13 protein-coding genes and 1 pseudogene are annotated in these 15,974 nt (G+C 50.1%); 6 read left to right on the plus strand and 8 right to left on the minus strand.

Annotation, left to right across the window (positions count from 1 at the left end; translation table 11 throughout):
* Positions 1 to 27 precede the first annotated feature (27 nt).
* The 5 genes and pseudogenes from HV311_RS28305 to pepT all read right to left on the minus strand — a co-directional run.
* Positions 28 to 756 (minus strand): annotated as a pseudogene (locus HV311_RS28305) (Tar ligand binding domain-containing protein); the annotation flags it as partial.
* A gap of 208 nt (positions 757 to 964) precedes the next feature.
* The gene (locus HV311_RS19290; protein ID WP_016151936.1) at positions 965 to 1,204 is read right to left on the minus strand and encodes a hypothetical protein; all 240 of its coding nucleotides are present in this window, start codon (positions 1,202 to 1,204) and stop codon (positions 965 to 967) included.
* A 91-nt stretch (positions 1,205 to 1,295) separates the two neighbouring features.
* On the minus strand, positions 1,296 to 1,853 hold the full coding sequence (locus HV311_RS19295; RefSeq protein ID WP_326928871.1) for a DUF2913 family protein: 558 nt from the start codon (positions 1,851 to 1,853) through the stop codon (positions 1,296 to 1,298).
* Between the two features lie 605 nt (positions 1,854 to 2,458).
* Positions 2,459 to 3,820 (minus strand): C4-dicarboxylate transporter DcuC, encoded by a 1,362-nt coding sequence (gene dcuC, locus HV311_RS19300; RefSeq protein ID WP_016151934.1) that lies wholly within the window; start codon positions 3,818 to 3,820, stop codon positions 2,459 to 2,461.
* Positions 3,817 to 5,073, minus strand: coding sequence for a peptidase T (pepT, locus tag HV311_RS19305; RefSeq protein WP_094761428.1), 1,257 nt, complete (start codon positions 5,071 to 5,073; stop codon positions 3,817 to 3,819). Before pepT ends, dcuC begins: the two co-directional genes overlap by 4 nt.
* Positions 5,074 to 6,391: 1,318 nt before the next feature.
* Here pepT and HV311_RS19310 point away from each other — a divergent pair.
* Complete coding sequence (locus HV311_RS19310) at positions 6,392 to 6,649, plus strand: YjhX family toxin (RefSeq protein ID WP_016151932.1); 258 nt, start codon at positions 6,392 to 6,394, stop codon at positions 6,647 to 6,649.
* Positions 6,650 to 6,662: 13 nt separating this feature from the next.
* Positions 6,663 to 7,409 carry an SAM-dependent methyltransferase gene (locus HV311_RS19315; protein WP_047417017.1) on the plus strand — a complete coding sequence of 249 codons (747 nt, stop codon included), beginning with the start codon at positions 6,663 to 6,665 and terminating at the stop codon, positions 7,407 to 7,409.
* 49 nt (positions 7,410 to 7,458) lie between these two features.
* On the opposite strand, the gene HV311_RS19320 is transcribed toward HV311_RS19315, so the two are convergent.
* From HV311_RS19320 to HV311_RS19330, 3 genes are all read right to left on the minus strand, one after another.
* Positions 7,459 to 8,022: a DJ-1/PfpI family protein gene (locus tag HV311_RS19320; RefSeq protein ID WP_016151930.1), complete on the minus strand. Its 564-nt coding sequence runs from the start codon at positions 8,020 to 8,022 to the stop codon at positions 7,459 to 7,461.
* Positions 8,023 to 8,187: 165 nt separating this feature from the next.
* Complete coding sequence (locus tag HV311_RS19325; RefSeq protein ID WP_191220324.1) at positions 8,188 to 9,576, minus strand: APC family permease; 1,389 nt, start codon at positions 9,574 to 9,576, stop codon at positions 8,188 to 8,190.
* Between the two features lie 386 nt (positions 9,577 to 9,962).
* Entirely contained in the window at positions 9,963 to 11,381 is a 1,419-nt protein-coding gene (locus HV311_RS19330; RefSeq protein ID WP_046276299.1) for a glutamine synthetase family protein, read from the minus strand.
* 211 nt (positions 11,382 to 11,592) lie between these two features.
* Between HV311_RS19330 and puuD the strand changes: the two genes are divergently transcribed.
* The 4 genes from puuD to HV311_RS19350 all read left to right on the plus strand — a co-directional run bounded on the left by puuD (position 11,593) and on the right by HV311_RS19350 (position 15,848).
* Entirely contained in the window at positions 11,593 to 12,357 is a 765-nt protein-coding gene (gene puuD, locus HV311_RS19335; RefSeq protein WP_016151914.1) for a gamma-glutamyl-gamma-aminobutyrate hydrolase, read from the plus strand.
* 25 nt (positions 12,358 to 12,382) lie between these two features.
* A complete protein-coding gene (gene puuR, locus HV311_RS19340; protein ID WP_016151913.1) occupies positions 12,383 to 12,940 on the plus strand; it encodes an HTH-type transcriptional regulator PuuR in 558 nt (185 codons plus the stop codon).
* 137 nt (positions 12,941 to 13,077) lie between these two features.
* On the plus strand, positions 13,078 to 14,565 hold the full coding sequence (puuC, locus tag HV311_RS19345) for an aldehyde dehydrogenase PuuC (RefSeq protein ID WP_016151912.1): 1,488 nt from the start codon (positions 13,078 to 13,080) through the stop codon (positions 14,563 to 14,565).
* A 2-nt stretch (positions 14,566 to 14,567) separates the two neighbouring features.
* Positions 14,568 to 15,848 carry an NAD(P)/FAD-dependent oxidoreductase gene (locus tag HV311_RS19350; protein WP_191220325.1) on the plus strand — a complete coding sequence of 427 codons (1,281 nt, stop codon included), beginning with the start codon at positions 14,568 to 14,570 and terminating at the stop codon, positions 15,846 to 15,848.
* Positions 15,849 to 15,974 lie beyond the last annotated feature (126 nt).

A 15,974-nucleotide genomic window follows, 5' to 3' on the forward strand; every position in this document is an offset into this window, starting at 1 on the left:
TAAGCACAGTACGCCGATTTCATTGTTACCCGACACCTTAACAGGATGGCTGAGATCGCCTTTACCAATCCGCGCAAAATGCTCAGAAACGATTTTTAAAGGCTGAATGATGGTCCGGTTCAACCAGAAATTACAGATAAAGAAGATAAGTACCGTAATGACCAGGATCACGGATACTTTCAGGATCGAGGTATTAAACTGAACGTGTGTTTGTGCAACGATCTTCTCACCAATCAGCATTGTTGATTTGTAATAATTCGTCACTTCGTTATCGAAATTTTTGCGAGCCGCGAGCAATTCCGCATTAGCATTTTCTTGTGCATTAATAATACTGTTGCTGGAAAGCGTCTGATTTAATGTATCAATAGACTTTTGCTCAGCATTCATTTGTTGCTCAAAAGCCGTTCTGATGACTTTACCGATTTGCGGATCGTCAGCCGTCAATCCAGGAATACCCCAGAAAATATCGAACTGTTTTCTGGCATACGCCATCTGATCTTGCATTTGATTCACTGTCTGTCGGGCATCGGTCGCATTATGTTGTTGAATATTATCACGAACGCTTCTGACTTTATAAACAGCCTCAACGACCTTATGCAGGGTATCCTGCTCCTTAATGATGTTATGTAGTAATAACGTATTTTTTTGATTTCCTTTGAGATCAACTAACTCAAATCCATTGGAAAAGAACTGCATGAAGGTAAATAACAACAGCAATAATAACAGGCTGGTTTTAATTCTCATGTTCTTTAACATTTAAACATCTCCATAACAATAAAAATCCTCTACGACTTAATTGTTATCGACACATCACGCAATACCTTAACCTGTAAAATGGTTAATTATTAGAAAGTTTCCGCATTCATTCTCACGTAATAAATTAATTACTCAGGGGGACATACTGCGATAAACAGCAGCCCTCTAACATTGGCAAAAATAAGGCCAAAACTATTCAATATTAATATTATTTATGGATGTAAACGGTAATGTCTTTCTGACTATCGACAGGCACCCGCACCCAGGACAACGAATCGACGGTGATCGGTGCCATTTCATTTTCTAAACGTAACAAAGGCGTGCTGGCGTCTGGCACACCTGTACTTTCAGTTATCTCGAGAACGCCCCGAAAAGAAATGGACACACTGTCTGGAATATCAGACAACCTTATCCATTCGTTGGCAATCACTAACTTTCGAGTAAACATTCGCTGTCCTTGGCGCGTGGTTTCTATCCGATAAATTTACAAGTTGATCAATCTATTCTTTGCATTAACAGCACATTGTTCACATCGTCAGTTAAGCATTTCTTACCAGAATAAAATGGAAGTGATAAAACTCATTTGAAACGTGTTTTACAAATTCAGCCGGAAGGTTATGTTTAATGAACGTTAACTTTGCAAACTCAACATCGCCATATACCCGGATACAGAAGGGTTTGACAATCTCACCCTGCAAGCCAAAACACGCCTGCAGCCGAGTGTCATCCATAAAAATAAAATTACCTTCTCTTACCTTAATCTTTTCATGCAGATCTCGCCATTTCTCTGGCGTAAGCAGAAAGCTTTCCCAGCCATTATTTCTCAACACCTCAATCGTATGAGTAAACTTAAAATAGTCGTTTTGCATCGATACATCGCCACTCGAAGTCGAGTATAGATATTCTATTTTAAATTTAAGTTGTGCATTGAGGCTTTTTTTCTTCCCTTCATCTATTAGCCATTGAAGTTCATTGATTACGTTCCTTGAGAAGAGCTTTCTTTTTTTAGCGATGGCCAGCCATTGCATGATAAAAAGATGCTCTGACATTTTAGAATGAATCTTACGGTCCCGTATTGCGATACCAATTGCTACCAATGCACTCCAGGTAAACGCTTCCAGGTCATCCTGATAATGGTGTCGTAACGTACTAACTTTTCCTGAATCCCTTACCACTTAAACCTGCCCAAATAAATCATTATTACATGTAAATCTTGCATTATTTCATTTTAAAAAATACTACAACTAAAAACATCAAAATATGATCCAGATTAATTTATCCCTATGTAATAAAATTGCAAACTTAACACATCACTCTTATTAATCATTGATGCCCGGATGGCTCAGCGATAAATAATAAGAATTATACGATAGAGATAAAAACTAATAATACTCACAGGTTATCAATTCCACCTACTGTTAAAAATATGATCATCATAAAACTTCAAAAATTGCTGATTAGAAGAAATATCCTGATAGTTTTGACCAGACACCCAAGACAAACACCCATTCCAACGCTAAACAGCCATTAAACATCCTAATGGAATCGCATTTTATCCTCCGCTGAGCGACAGACAGCCTCACAGCAGCAGGCAAGGCTTTTTATACAGGTATCAGTAATATTAACACTTTTAAATTTCGCCTAATTCAAAAAGCCAACCTCCGGATTCAATAAACCGGAGGTTGGCTTGTCGCTGGTACGGTTAATAGAAAATACCGATGATCAGGGTGTGAGTAACGAACCCCACAATCAGCGGTACGGCGGTACGCTTCACCACATCGAATGGGGTTATTTTCGCTCCGCTGGAAACGGCAATCACGACGCCGGATACCGGTGAAATGGCCCGTCCCATATGCGATGCCTGCTGCATCGGCAGGATCATGGCAACGGCGTTAGCGCCCATACTGGCGGCAATTTGCGGGATGAGCTCAACGAAGGCGAGGAATGGCGCATTCCCCGACCCCATAATGATCGCCGCGGCCAGCGTCACCAGCGCAAATACTACCGCCATGGCAAACGGCGGTAATCCCACGTGTTCTGCCATCAGAATGAGCTGATCGATCGCACCGATGACTTTAATTCCGTGAGCAAAAACCCCTGCCGCAACCAACAGTCCAACCACACCGGTAAACGCAGTGCCCATTCCTTTCAGGAAATGGCTGAAACCTTCGCATACCGACTTTAAATCACGCACTCGCAGCCATTCAATCAGCATACAGATGGTCATTGAAATGAGGACAATGGTGATAATATTCAGGTTGATACCCCTGACGAACATTTCGGATGATCCTACTGCCATCAGTATCGGAAGCATGGGGAGCAGCGCGTAAAAAGCCGGGGATTTTCCTGAATCAGTCACTTCTGCGCTACCGATTTCCCGCGGTAACGTCCCTGCTTTACGGTCGCAATGCCGCTGCCAGAAAAAATGGCACACGCCGACAACCAGAACCGTTGCCAGCGCGGCGGGCCCCTGGTGGTAAACAACATATTCCACTACATCCATATTCACTGCTTTAGAGCCCCTGATAGCATCGATTGCCGTCGGGGTGTAAGCCACGCCAAGCGAAGTAGCAATGACCCCGGCAGCCGAGGCCGCTGAGAGCCCTAACCCCAGCATAATGGGGAACATCGTCCCCATCAGCAACACGGCAAGCCCGGTTGCAGAAGGAATGGCCAACTGCAGGAGGCTAGCGAGCAGGTAGGAGAAAAAGAGGAGCACATAGGGTGAACGCAGCGCCCGTAAGGGTTTCGTTACTACCCGCACGACCGCCTCATTTGCGCCGATATGATCCATGTAATGCGCAAATCCCATTAACGCCATGATCATCAGGCCGAGATCGGCGGCGCGCGTGCTGAAGAGATCGCGCATTACCTCGAAAGGATCGAGAAAGGAAATTCCCGTACTGGCAACCCCCTTCGGTAATACGGACCCCCATCCGGTTAACGCGGTGCAAATCATCAAGACTAAGCCCGCAATGAAGAGCACCGGTTCAGCGCGATAACCTTTCAGAATCAGACGCGCGACCACCACGATAACCAGAAGTGCGATTAACACCTGAATCATGACTGAGCTCTCCGCTGCGCGAACTCAGTATAAGTTTCCTCAATCACCGCCACCACCACATCACTGGCGGCCCGCAGAGAACGCACCGGCAGATACTCATAAATTGAATGGAAGTTATGAGCACCGGTAAAAATATTCGGGCACGGCAATCCTTTCTGCGACAGTACCGCGCCATCATACCCGCCACGCATGGCGACAGGTGCGGGCGTTATGCCGCATTTCTGATACGCGCGGAATGCAATATCAATCGGGTAGTGAGCGTCCCCCTGCAAACTGTTCAACACATTCGCGTAGCGATCGGCTAAATGACAGACCACGCTGTTTTCCCCCCACAGGGCACAGGTGCTGACGGCAAGCTGGCGAATAAACGCCATACGCGCCTTATAACCTTCTTCACTGAAATCGCGGATATCCAGCTTAAGTACCGTGCGGGCACTGTTACCCTGTAGCTGTTTTACCCAGTAATACCCTTCTCGCCCTTCCGTATATTCAGGCGCTTCTCCCCCTGGGAGCATGGCAATAAACTTATGCGCCATCAGCAGCGAATTCTTTAACTTACCTTTGGCCGACATCGGGTGTGCGGACTGGCCGGTAAAGATGATTTCCGCATCGCCCGCATTCCAGTTCTCGTAAACAAACTCACCGATACCGCAGCAATCCAGGGTATAGCCAAAATCAGCACCAAACGCGGCAACATCAAACGCTTTTGCGCCACGCAAGCCCTGTTCCTCATCCGGGACAAAACCCACTTTTACCGGCCCATGTTTTATTTCCGGGTGTGCGACCAGATACTCAAGAGCATTCATAATCGCGGCGATGGCTGCTTTATCATCAGCGCCCAACAGACTGGTCCCGTCGGTCACCAGTAGGTCATCACCGATATAATTTTTCAGTTCCGGAAATTCACTTTCGCGCAGGTAAATATTCAGCTCTTTGTTCAGGCATAAATCCCCGCCGCGATAATGCAGGCGCTGTGCTTTGGTGTCTGCCGTCTGTTCCGCACTGGTATCCAGATGACCAAAAAAAGAGACCACCGGGATCGTGTCATCGGTATTTGCAGGTAAGGTTGCCGTCACTATAGCGGTATCCCTGACCTCAATGTTTTCCATTCCTAATGCTTCAAGTTCTGCTGCAAGCAGTTTTGCCAGTTCCATTTGACCAGGAGAAGAAGGCATTATCCCATTAGCGCCGTTTTCCCTTGATGTCGTGGTATTGATTTTCGTGTAGTTAATAAAGCGTTCAACAATATCCATTCCAGGAGATCCTTTAATGTATCATTTATGAGGTACTGCGAGAGGTGTTCTGCATGCAGCGTGGGGTAAGTAATCTGAGAACCAAATAAAATCAGCGCTCATCCCAGAACGCTGATTTTATGGGCATTACGACAACGATTTATATAAAGGAAGATAAAAAGGCCAGTGATTATACCTGCGATTAAAAAACTCCTTTCTGATTGATAAAATCATATTCCCTGTCTGTTTTTACTGCTATTTCCCATGGTGTTAAGCTAACAGAAGTCATAAACGGCATCCCTATACCTATGAGATAATAGAAATCATTTAGATTCCTGTACTCTGTACTGGCATAAGACATACCATCGCTATATTTTTTTAATGAACGAATACTGTATCAGCAACATGCAACCGTTTGCACCTCTCTACAAATAGCCACTTCGCGCACTAAAATCCGTGAACAAAATCACAATTACCTCAAAAGCAAAAAACTTCTATCGCGCTGAAAAAAAGGCAGTTATAAGGAAAGCTATATAATACCCACATAAACATAGCCAGAATTATACTATTCACCATGAAATAGATTCAGGCTGATACTATTTCAATATTGCCGTAGGAGTCAGTAGAGCTAAATCGTCGTAATCAATAATGTTTAACATCAATAACGATAATATTAAAATCTCTATTTATGACGATAAGCCAAATAATATGCAGGCAAAAAAAACCTCTCCCCCGAGAAGAGATTCAGGGCAGAGGTAATACGGGTGTTAAGGACATACTTATAGTTTTAATGATAACAGAAGCGCTTCTTGCAGGACCGAGTATACACACTTAGCCACGTTAAGAAAATTCTTAAAAACATTAAATTGCAAATTTCATTTAAAACCACAATTATGATAAAGGAGCATTTATCAAAGAACAAAATTAACCAGCAAAAAGAGTAAATCATACTAATCAATGAGGTGATAAAAAAAGAATAGCAATGCTGTATGGCTACCGATAGCGTTTCTGGCGACGCTGAAACATTAAATTAATTTAATGAATAAATGCGATTTACATAACGAGAATTAAAAAGTCATTAAATAAAAGAAATACAATTTTTCGTTACAGATCACACTTCCACTACAAGGAAGTTCCTCTACTGTTTCTTGCAGGTATGATTCAGCATGTAAATACCTTTCAACTCAACCCGAGGCTTTGATGCTGGAGAATGTAATCATCTGATAATCAGCTTCCCGACCTTTTCAGGCCGGACTGGTTATCAATGCGCCGAATTCGAATGCGGACACCGCTGTGTGTTTGCACGTTTTGCACATGATGATTAAACAGGTTTTCCAGTATGAATTTATCCCGTCAGGAACAACGTACCTTACACGTTCTCGCCAAAGGTGGCCGTATTGCTCACGTCCGCGATGCCTCTGGCCGCGTCACTTCCGTCGAATGCTATAGCCGTGAAGGGTTGCTGCTCTGCGACTGCACGCTCGAGGTGTTCAAAAAGCTCAGAACCAAGAAACTGATCAAATCCGTCAATGGTCAGCCCTACCGTATTAATACGACCGGCCTGAACAACGTTCGCGCCCAACTTGATAATCGCTAAAGGAGAGAGAGAGATGGATATCCCGAAGATTTTTACCATCAGCGAAAGCGCACATCGCATTCATAATCCGTTCACCGCACAGAAATACGCCACGTTAGGCCAGGTTTTACGGATGGCACCGGGAACACGCATTCTGGACCTCGGCAGCGGTTCGGGTGAGATGTTGTGCACCTGGGCACGCGATCACGGTATTTCCGGCGTGGGTATCGATATGAGCCGGCTGTTCAGTGAGCAAGCCACCCTGCGGGCCAAAGAGTTAGGTGTCAATGAGCACGTGCGTTTTATTCATGCCGATGCAACAGGTTATATCGCCGAAGAAAAATTCGATATTGCCGCCTGCGTTGGTGCGACCTGGATTGCCGGCGGCGTCGCTGGAACGATCAGACAACTGGAACAAAGTCTCAAACCAGGTGGGATCATACTCATCGGCGAACCGTACTGGCGTCAAATACCCGCCACGGAGAAGATCGCCCAGGCTTGCGGCGCGACTTCAGTGACCGATTTTCTTTCTCTGCCAGAGCTCGTTTCATCTTTCGACCTGCTCGGTTATGACGTGGTTGAAATGGTACTGGCTGACCAGGAGGGTTGGGACAGATACGAGGCGGCCAAATGGCTGACGATGCGCCGGTGGCTGGAGGCAAATCCGGACGATGAATTTGCCCCGGAAGTCAGAGAGCAACTGAGGAGTTCACCAGCACGCCACGTAGCCTTCACCCGGGAGTACATTGGTTGGGGCGTGTTCGCACTCATACAGAGGTAATATGTCCAGTCGGTATAACCAGGCAAGTTATACCGACTTTTTTCATTGCTTACTTCATTAATACTTCAACAAATTTAGCCAGCCATTGCGGATGCGCGGGCCATGCAGGCGCGGTAATCAGATTGCCATCCACGTGGGCTTGATCAATACCAATATCTGCGTAATGCCCGCCGCTCAGACGAACTTCTGGCGCACAGGCCGGATAGGCGCTACAGGTCCGGTTTTCTAACACCCCCGCCGCCGCTAATAGCTGAGGCCCATGACAGACCGCGGCGATAGGCTTACCGGCAGCGTTGAAATCTTGCACCAGCTTAATAACATCCGGATTCAGCCGGAGATATTCCGGAGCACGTCCGCCGGGGATCAGCAGCGCGTCGTAATCGGTGGCCCGCGCCTCGGCAAAATTTGCATTCAGCGTAAAACGATGACCCGGTTTTTCACTGTAGGTCTGGGCCCCATCAAAATCATGAATAGCGGTTTGAACGTAGTCCCCCTGACTTTTATCCGGACAGACGGCATCAACACGATGGCCCAGCATCTGCAATGCCTGAAAAGGCACCATCGTTTCATAATCTTCGACATAATCGCCGACCAGCATCAGTATCTTCTTCATTCACATCCCCCGCTCACGGTTATTAATGATGAGAAATAACGGCCATCTTTACTATAGCCCACGCATTTCACGACATTAATAAATACAGCAGAACACGCCGTCACCGGACGTCTGAAGGTAGTTGCCCCTGACGGCGTGCCCTGTTGTTAATACCTGAAGTTTCTATCACTCCCAGGCCTGCTCAGATTTCGCGGCGTCAAACTGCGGCGGCGGCTTGCGGAAACGTCCGGTCAGGTAGGCGAGATACACCAACCCCACGCCAGCCCATACCAGTCCCAGCGTCAGCGATGTCACCTCCAGGTTCACCCACAGTACGGCAACGGTGGCGGCGCCGACCATTGGCAATACCAGGTAGTGCAACTTTTCCTGCCAGGTATGCTTACGCCCTTCACGACGCCAGAAGTGGTTAAACACGGACAAATTAACGAACGTAAAGGCCACCAGCGCGCCAAAGTTAATCAACGCCGTGGCGGTCACCAGGTCAAAAAACAGGGCCGAGAGTGCCACAATCCCGACCATAATGACGTTCAGCGCGGGTGTACGCCATTTCGGATGGACATAGCCGAAGTACTTCTCCGGAAAGACGTTATCGCGGCCCATCACGTACAGCAGACGCGAAACGCTGGCATGGGACGCCAGACCTGACGCCAGCGTATTCACAAAGGTCGTACACAAGAAAATAGACTGGAACAGTTTGCCGCCGACGTACAGCGCAATCTCCGGCAGCGCCGCGTCCGGGTCTTTAAATCGGCTAATATCTGGAAAAAACAGCTGCATAAAGAACGAGGCAGCAATGAAGATCAGTCCACCGTAAAGCGCGGTAAGGAAAATAGCTTTTGGAATAGTACGCGCGGCATCCGGTGTCTCTTCAGAGAGCGTGGTTACCGCATCAAAACCGAGAAACGAGAAGCAGACGATGGTCGCCCCGGTGATAATCGGGATCAAATGCGCATTCTGGCTGATAAACGGTTGCAGCGACCAGACGGTCCCAACCCCTTCGCCTTTGTGCAGCCCCTGCACCACGAGAAAAATGAACACCACGATTATCGCGACCTGCACCAGTACAAACAGCGCATTGAAGTTCGCCACCAGATTAACGCTTTTCAAATTGGCCGCGGTGAGGATCGCTACAAACATCACTACCCAAATCCATGGCGCAACGCCCGGGAACAGCGCGGAAAGGTAAATTTTCGCCAGCAGGACGTTAATCATCGGCAGGAACAGGTAATCAAGCAGTGACGACCAGCCGACCATAAACCCCACATGCGGGTTGATCGCTTTTTGCGCATAGGTGTAGGCCGAACCGGCTTGTGGAAACTGGCGTACCAGCTTTCCGTAACTGATGGCGGTAAACAGCACGCCCGCCAGGGCCAGCAGATAGGAGGCCGGAACATGGCCATTACTGATACCCGAAACAATACCAAAGGTGTCAAATACCGTCATCGGTGTGAGATAGGCCAGCCCCATCACCACCACCTGCCACAGCTTGAGGGATTTACGCAGCTGTGCTTTGCCCGGCTGGGCCGCGAGATCCACAGAAGAATTAGTCGACATAGCTTTCCTCCCCGCCACGGGCCCAGATCTGCGTTCGAAACGTGGGTACAGCAGACCTGGGTCGTGTCGGGGTGGAAAGCCAAAAGAAAGGCGTCAATGTTGCACGGCACAGATGCGGTCCGTACTTACTGCGGGAGCCATGGATGCTCACGCGGGGCGGGTTTTTAAACATTGGCATCATCACATTTCCTCGTCACAAACTCTGTCGGTTATCTGAAGACCCGTTGTCGCAAGCCGCTCCATTACGCGACATCCGGGAAATGGCAGGTGATCCTGCAATATTGACGGGCTGGCTCCGCTCAGACCGCATGATGCGACTTCTTTTTTTCAATGACTAAACAATGCGACAGGCCCGACAAACATTCCGCCGCCGGGCCACTTTCCTGTCAGGCGTTTTTCAGCATCCACTCAATTTCAGTGTCGGTAATCAGGCGTTCAAACTGGATCAGTTCATCGTGTTTACAGGCGTGATACACATGGCTAAAACGCTCCCCGAGCAACTCGCGCAGACTGTCATTTTGCATGAACTCCCACAGCGCATCGCTCTGGCGGATCGGGAACGGTAGCCCTTCCTGCTCCAGGCCGTTGCCTTCCACCTCTTCCTGCAACGGCAGCTCGTTATCCAGACCATGCAGGATCCCCGCCAGAATGGTTGACATCACCAGATACGGGTTGGCGTCAGCCCCCGCCACGCGATATTCAACCCGATGGTTATCACGATCGCCGCAGGGAATGCGCAGCGCCACCGTACGGTTGTTGTGCCCCCAGGAAGCCTGGGTCGGAACATACATCCCCGGCTGGAAGCGGCGATAAGAGTTCACATTCGGCGCCAGCAGCGCCATTGACGCGGGCATCAGATCAATCATCCCGGCAAGCGCACGCTTTAGTAACGCGGAATCATCGCCATTCGCATCGGCCAACACGTTCTCGCCTTTATTATTCATAATGCTGATGTGGATATGCATTCCGCTACCGGCATGCTCCTCATAAGGTTTTGCCATAAACGTGGCATGCATCTTATGTTTCTCCGCCACCAGCCGTACCAGCCGTTTCAGCGCCAGCGCGTCATCGCAGGCGTCGAGTACGTTATCGGTATGGTAGAGGTTGATTTCAAACTGCCCAGGGGAGGCTTCAGCCACCGCGCCGTCAGCCGGGATCAGCTGCAAACGGGCCAGTTCATCGATATCGTTCAGCACATCAGCAAAGTGGTTCAGGTTATCAACCGAGTAAACCTGACTTTGCGTATTCCGATCGTCCGTTCCCGGCGCGCACGGCGGCTGCAGATAACCTTCGGGATCGCGCTTACGATCGAGTAAATAGAACTCCAGCTCTACCGCTACGACGGGGAACAGACCGCGCTGGCGAAGTTTCTGCCAGAGTCGGTTAAGTACGTTCCGCGGCTCAACGTCAAAGGGAGCGCCATCTTCATCCAGCATCGTCAGCATCATCTGCGCAATACATTCCGGATCGGCGGCCGAAGGCGTTAACGTGCCAGGCACCGGGACACAGGTCCGATCCGGTTCGCCAAGCTCCTGGCCTAATCCCGCCTCTTCGACCACATTGCCAAGAATATCCATCGCGAAAACGGATGCCGGGAAATAGCAGCCTTTCTCTAACTTGTGTAACCCTGCAACGGGAATGCGTTTACCACGAAAGCAACCATTCAGGTCGGTTAACAGCACATCCACGAACTGCGTGTTGGGATAGCGCTCCAGATACTGCTTAACTTCACGCGCAAACGCGCTACTTCGTCTCTCTTCAGAATGCTGAACAAAATTCTCAACTTCTACGATATTGGTTTCCATGATTCACCGCCGTTGGCCTGTAAGCTGTTCTGTGATTTGACTGTTAAATATAATGTCCACCCTTCGACTCTGGATGCAAACAAATTGTTTGTCAAATGTTAAATTAAGTTTGCTAGAAGGTTATTCCGCTGCTAGATTGAGAAAATAATGAACGGAATGGCATAACAAGGAACCGTTTGGCAATAATTTATTCCAAAACGTGAGGTCGATCATGGGCAATATATTTGACAAGCCAGTTATTGGTGTAGTGATGTGTAGGAACAGGCTTAAGGGTCACGAGACCCAGACTCTGCAAGAAAAGTACCTGAATGCAGTATTGAACGCCGGTGGATTACCGATAGCGATTCCCCATGCGCTTGCGGAACCCGAATTACTGAACGCGCTGTTACCGAAACTGGATGGTATCTTCCTGCCAGGAAGCCCAAGCAATGTGCAGCCGCACCTTTATGGTGAAAATGGCGATGAGTCTGACGCCGATCCCGGGCGTGATCTTCTGAGCATGGCGCTAATTACCGCCGGGCTCGAAAGGCGCATTCCCATTTTCGCCATCTGCCGGGGCTTACAGGAATTAGTTGTCGCCACTGGCGGGACTCTGTATCGTCGCCTGTGCGATCACTCACAGTTCCTGGAACATCGTGAAGATGCGGAACTCCCGGTGGAGCAGCAATATGCGCCATCTCATGAAGTCCAGGTTCAACAGGGAGGATTGCTATCTCAGCTAATACCAGGTTGCAGCACGTTTTGGGTTAACTCCTTGCATGGTCAGGGCGCAAAAACCCTTGGCCCGCAACTGCGCGTTGAAGCACGCTCGCAGGATGGATTAGTGGAAGCAGCCAGCGTTCACGACCATCCTTTCGCGCTCGGCGTGCAATGGCACCCGGAATGGAACAGTAGCGAATACGCCCTGTCGCGTTTGTTACTTGAAGGTTTTATCACCGCTTGTCAGAACCACCTCGCTGAAAAACAGCGACTCTGACCACTACAGTTAAGGAAATGCAATTATGAGCGATGACGGCCTGGCGCCGGGTAAACGTTTGTCAGAGATCCGCCAGCAATTGGGTCTTTCACAGCGTCGTGCCGCCGAACTGTCTGGGTTAACGCATAGCGCCATCAGCACCATAGAGCAGGATAAAGTCAGTCCTGCCATCAGTACGCTGCAGAAGCTATTGAAAGTTTATGGGCTGTCGCTCTCCGAGTTCTTCGCGGAACCGGAAAAGCCTGACGAACCGCAGGTGGTTATCAATCAGGATGATTTGATTGAGATCGGGAGTCAGGGAGTATCCATGAAGCTGGTACACAACGGAAATCCGAATCGTACGCTGGCCATGATGTTTGAAACCTATCAGCCAGGTACGACAACCGGGGAGAGAATTAAACACCAGGGTGAAGAGATTGGGACAATACTAGAAGGTGAAGTGATACTGACCATCAACGGTCAAACGTATCATCTTGTTGCAGGACAAAGTTATGCCATTAACACCGGTATACCACATAGCTTCAGCAACACCTCGGCAGGGATCTGCCGCATCATCAGTGCCCACACTCCTACCACTTTCTAATAAGTAGCGGCCTGAGTTTCTCAGGCCTTCTTAAATAACGCGCATTAACAGGGTACATCCCTGGGGCATCGTGCAGCCTGATTTTGCCTGAAAAGATCAGCAACGAACTTTATCTTATTGATATAAAAGGAGTAGCTATGAACTTTCAGAATCTTAAATATTGGCGTGAAAAAGCCAGCCATTATTCGCCGGAGACCCGTTTATTTATTAACGGCGAATATTGCGCAGCCGCCGATAACGAAACCTTTATTACGCAGGATCCGGCAGGACAACGTCCGCTCGCCAAAGTCGCCCGCGGCAAAAAAGCGGATGTAGACCGCGCGGTCACCGCAGCCCGCACCGTGTTTGAACGCGGAGACTGGTCGCAAGCATCACCCGCAGAGCGCAAGGCAGTCCTGCACAAGTTCGCCGATTTAATGGAGCAGCATCACGAGGAGCTGGCGCTACTGGAAACGCTCGACACCGGTAAACCGATTCGCCATAGCCTGCGTGATGATATTCCAGGCGCGGCACGCGCCATCCGTTGGTACGCCGAAGCAATAGATAAAGTCTATGGCGAAGTGGCCACCACCTCGGTGAGCGATCTGGCGCTGATTGTGCGCGAGCCGGTGGGCGTCATTGCGGCCATCGTGCCGTGGAATTTTCCCCTGCTGCTGGCCTGCTGGAAACTTGGCCCGGCACTGGCTGCAGGCAACAGCGTAATCCTCAAGCCTTCAGAAAAATCACCGCTGACCGCCATTCGCCTTGCTGCGTTGGCAAAAAAAGCAGGTTTGCCAGATGGCGTTCTCAGCGTGGTGAGCGGATATGGCCACGAAGCGGGCCAGGCGTTGTCGCAGCATCCGGATGTTGATGTGATCACCTTTACCGGCTCGACCCGCACCGGCAAGCAACTGCTCAAAGACGCTGGCGACAGCAATATGAAACGCGTCTGGCTGGAGGCCGGTGGTAAAAGTGCCAACATCGTTTTTGCCGACTGCCCGGATCTGCCGAAAGCCGCCGCCAATGCTGCAGCAGGCATCTTCTATAACCAGGGTCAGGTCTGTATCGCCGGTACGCGTCTGTTACTGGAAGAGAGTATTGCCGACGAGTTCATCGCCCTGCTGAAAGAGCAGGCGAAAAACTGGCAGCCGGGCAACCCGCTGGATCCGGAAACCACGATGGGCACGCTTATCGACAACGCGCATGCCGACACCGTGCACGGTTTTATTCGCGACGGTGAAGCGCAAGGCACGCTGGCGCTGGATGGTCGCAGCCACGTACACCCAGCGGCTATCGGCCCGACTATTTTTGTCGATACAGCCCCGCAAGCCCACGTCAGCCGCGATGAGATCTTCGGCCCGGTACTGGTCGTCACCCGTTTTAGCAGCGAAGCCGAAGCCCTGGCGCTGGCCAACGACAGTGACTACGGCCTGGGGGCCGCGGTCTGGACCCGCGATCTGTCGCGCGCCCACCGCATGAGTCGTCGCCTGAAGGCCGGTTCAGTCTTCGTTAATAACTACAACGACGGTGATATGACTGTGCCGTTCGGCGGTTATAAGCAAAGCGGCAACGGGCGCGATAAGTCCCTGCATGCGCTGGAAAAATTTAGCGAACTGAAAACCATTTGGATCTCCCTGGAGCCTTAATCATGACTGAACATACCAGCAGTTATTACGCCGCAAGCGCCAATCAGTACGAACCGTTTCCCACCCTTAGCGAGTCGGTTAGCTGTGATGTTTGCGTCGTGGGCGGTGGATATACCGGTCTCTCCTCCGCCCTGCACTTAGCGGAGATGGGTTACGACGTAGTGCTACTGGAATCCGCGCGTATCGGCTTCGGGGCCAGCGGACGTAACGGCGGTCAGTTGGTGAACTCCTACAGTCGCGATATCGACGTCATCGAGCGCACCTATGGCCCGGACGCCGCCAAAATGCTTGGCAGCATGATGTTTGAAGGCGGTAATATCATCCGCGAACGTATCAAGCGTTATCAGATCGAATGCGACTATCGCCCCGGCGGACTGTTTGTGGCGCTGAACCACAAGCAGATGGAAACGCTGGAAGAGCAGAAGTCAAACTGGGAACGCTACGGCAACACGCAGCTTGAACTGTTAGACAGCAGCGAAATTCGTCGCGAAGTCAGCACCGATCGTTATGTCGGCGCGCTGCTCGACCACAGCGGTGGTCATATTCATCCGCTGAACCTGGCGATTGGCGAAGCTAACGCCATTCGTCTGAACGGCGGGCGCGTCTTCGAACAGTCGCCGGTCACCCGTATCCAGCACACCAGCCCGGCGGTGGTCAGCACCGAAAAAGGTCAGGTTACGGCCCGCTTTGTGATCGTCGCGGGCAACGCCTACCTCGGCGACAAACTGGAGCCTGCGCTGGCAAAAAGCAGCATGCCATGCGGCACACAGGTATTAACCACCGAACCGTTGTCTGCGGAGATGGCGCGCTCGCTGATTCCTAAAAACTACTGCGTGGAAGATTGTAACTATCTGCTGGATTACTACCGTCTGACCGGTGATAACCGCCTGTTGTACGGCGGCGGCGTGGTCTACGGCGCCCGCGATCCAGACGATATTGAACGTCTGGTAATGCCGAAACTGCTGAAAACCTTCCCGCAATTGCAGGGGGTAAAAATTGATTACCGCTGGACCGGTAATTTCCTGTTAACGCTATCTCGCATGCCGCAGTTCGGCCGTCTTGATACCAACATTTACTATATGCAGGGCTACAGCGGCCACGGCGTGACCTGTACCCACCTGGCAGGACGTCTGATTTCTGAACTGCTGCGCGGGGATGCCGAGCGCTTTGACGCTTTCGCCAAACTGCCGCACTACCCGTTCCCGGGGGGGCGCAGCCTGCGCATTCCGTTTACCGCCATGGGGGCGGCATATTACAGCTTACGCGATCGCCTTGGGGTTTAAGTTCTTCCGCAATAAACCCGACGCACAGGGCGGTCTCCCCTGTGCGTTTTTTTATTCCCGGACAGTGAAAAACAGGTAACGGGCACGAAAATATCGCAATAGGACATAACCCTACACTTTGCATTG

The sequence above is a fragment of the Citrobacter sp. RHBSTW-00881 genome (assembly GCF_013728515.1).
In the GTDB taxonomy this organism is placed as follows: Bacteria; Pseudomonadota; Gammaproteobacteria; order Enterobacterales; family Enterobacteriaceae; genus Citrobacter; species Citrobacter braakii.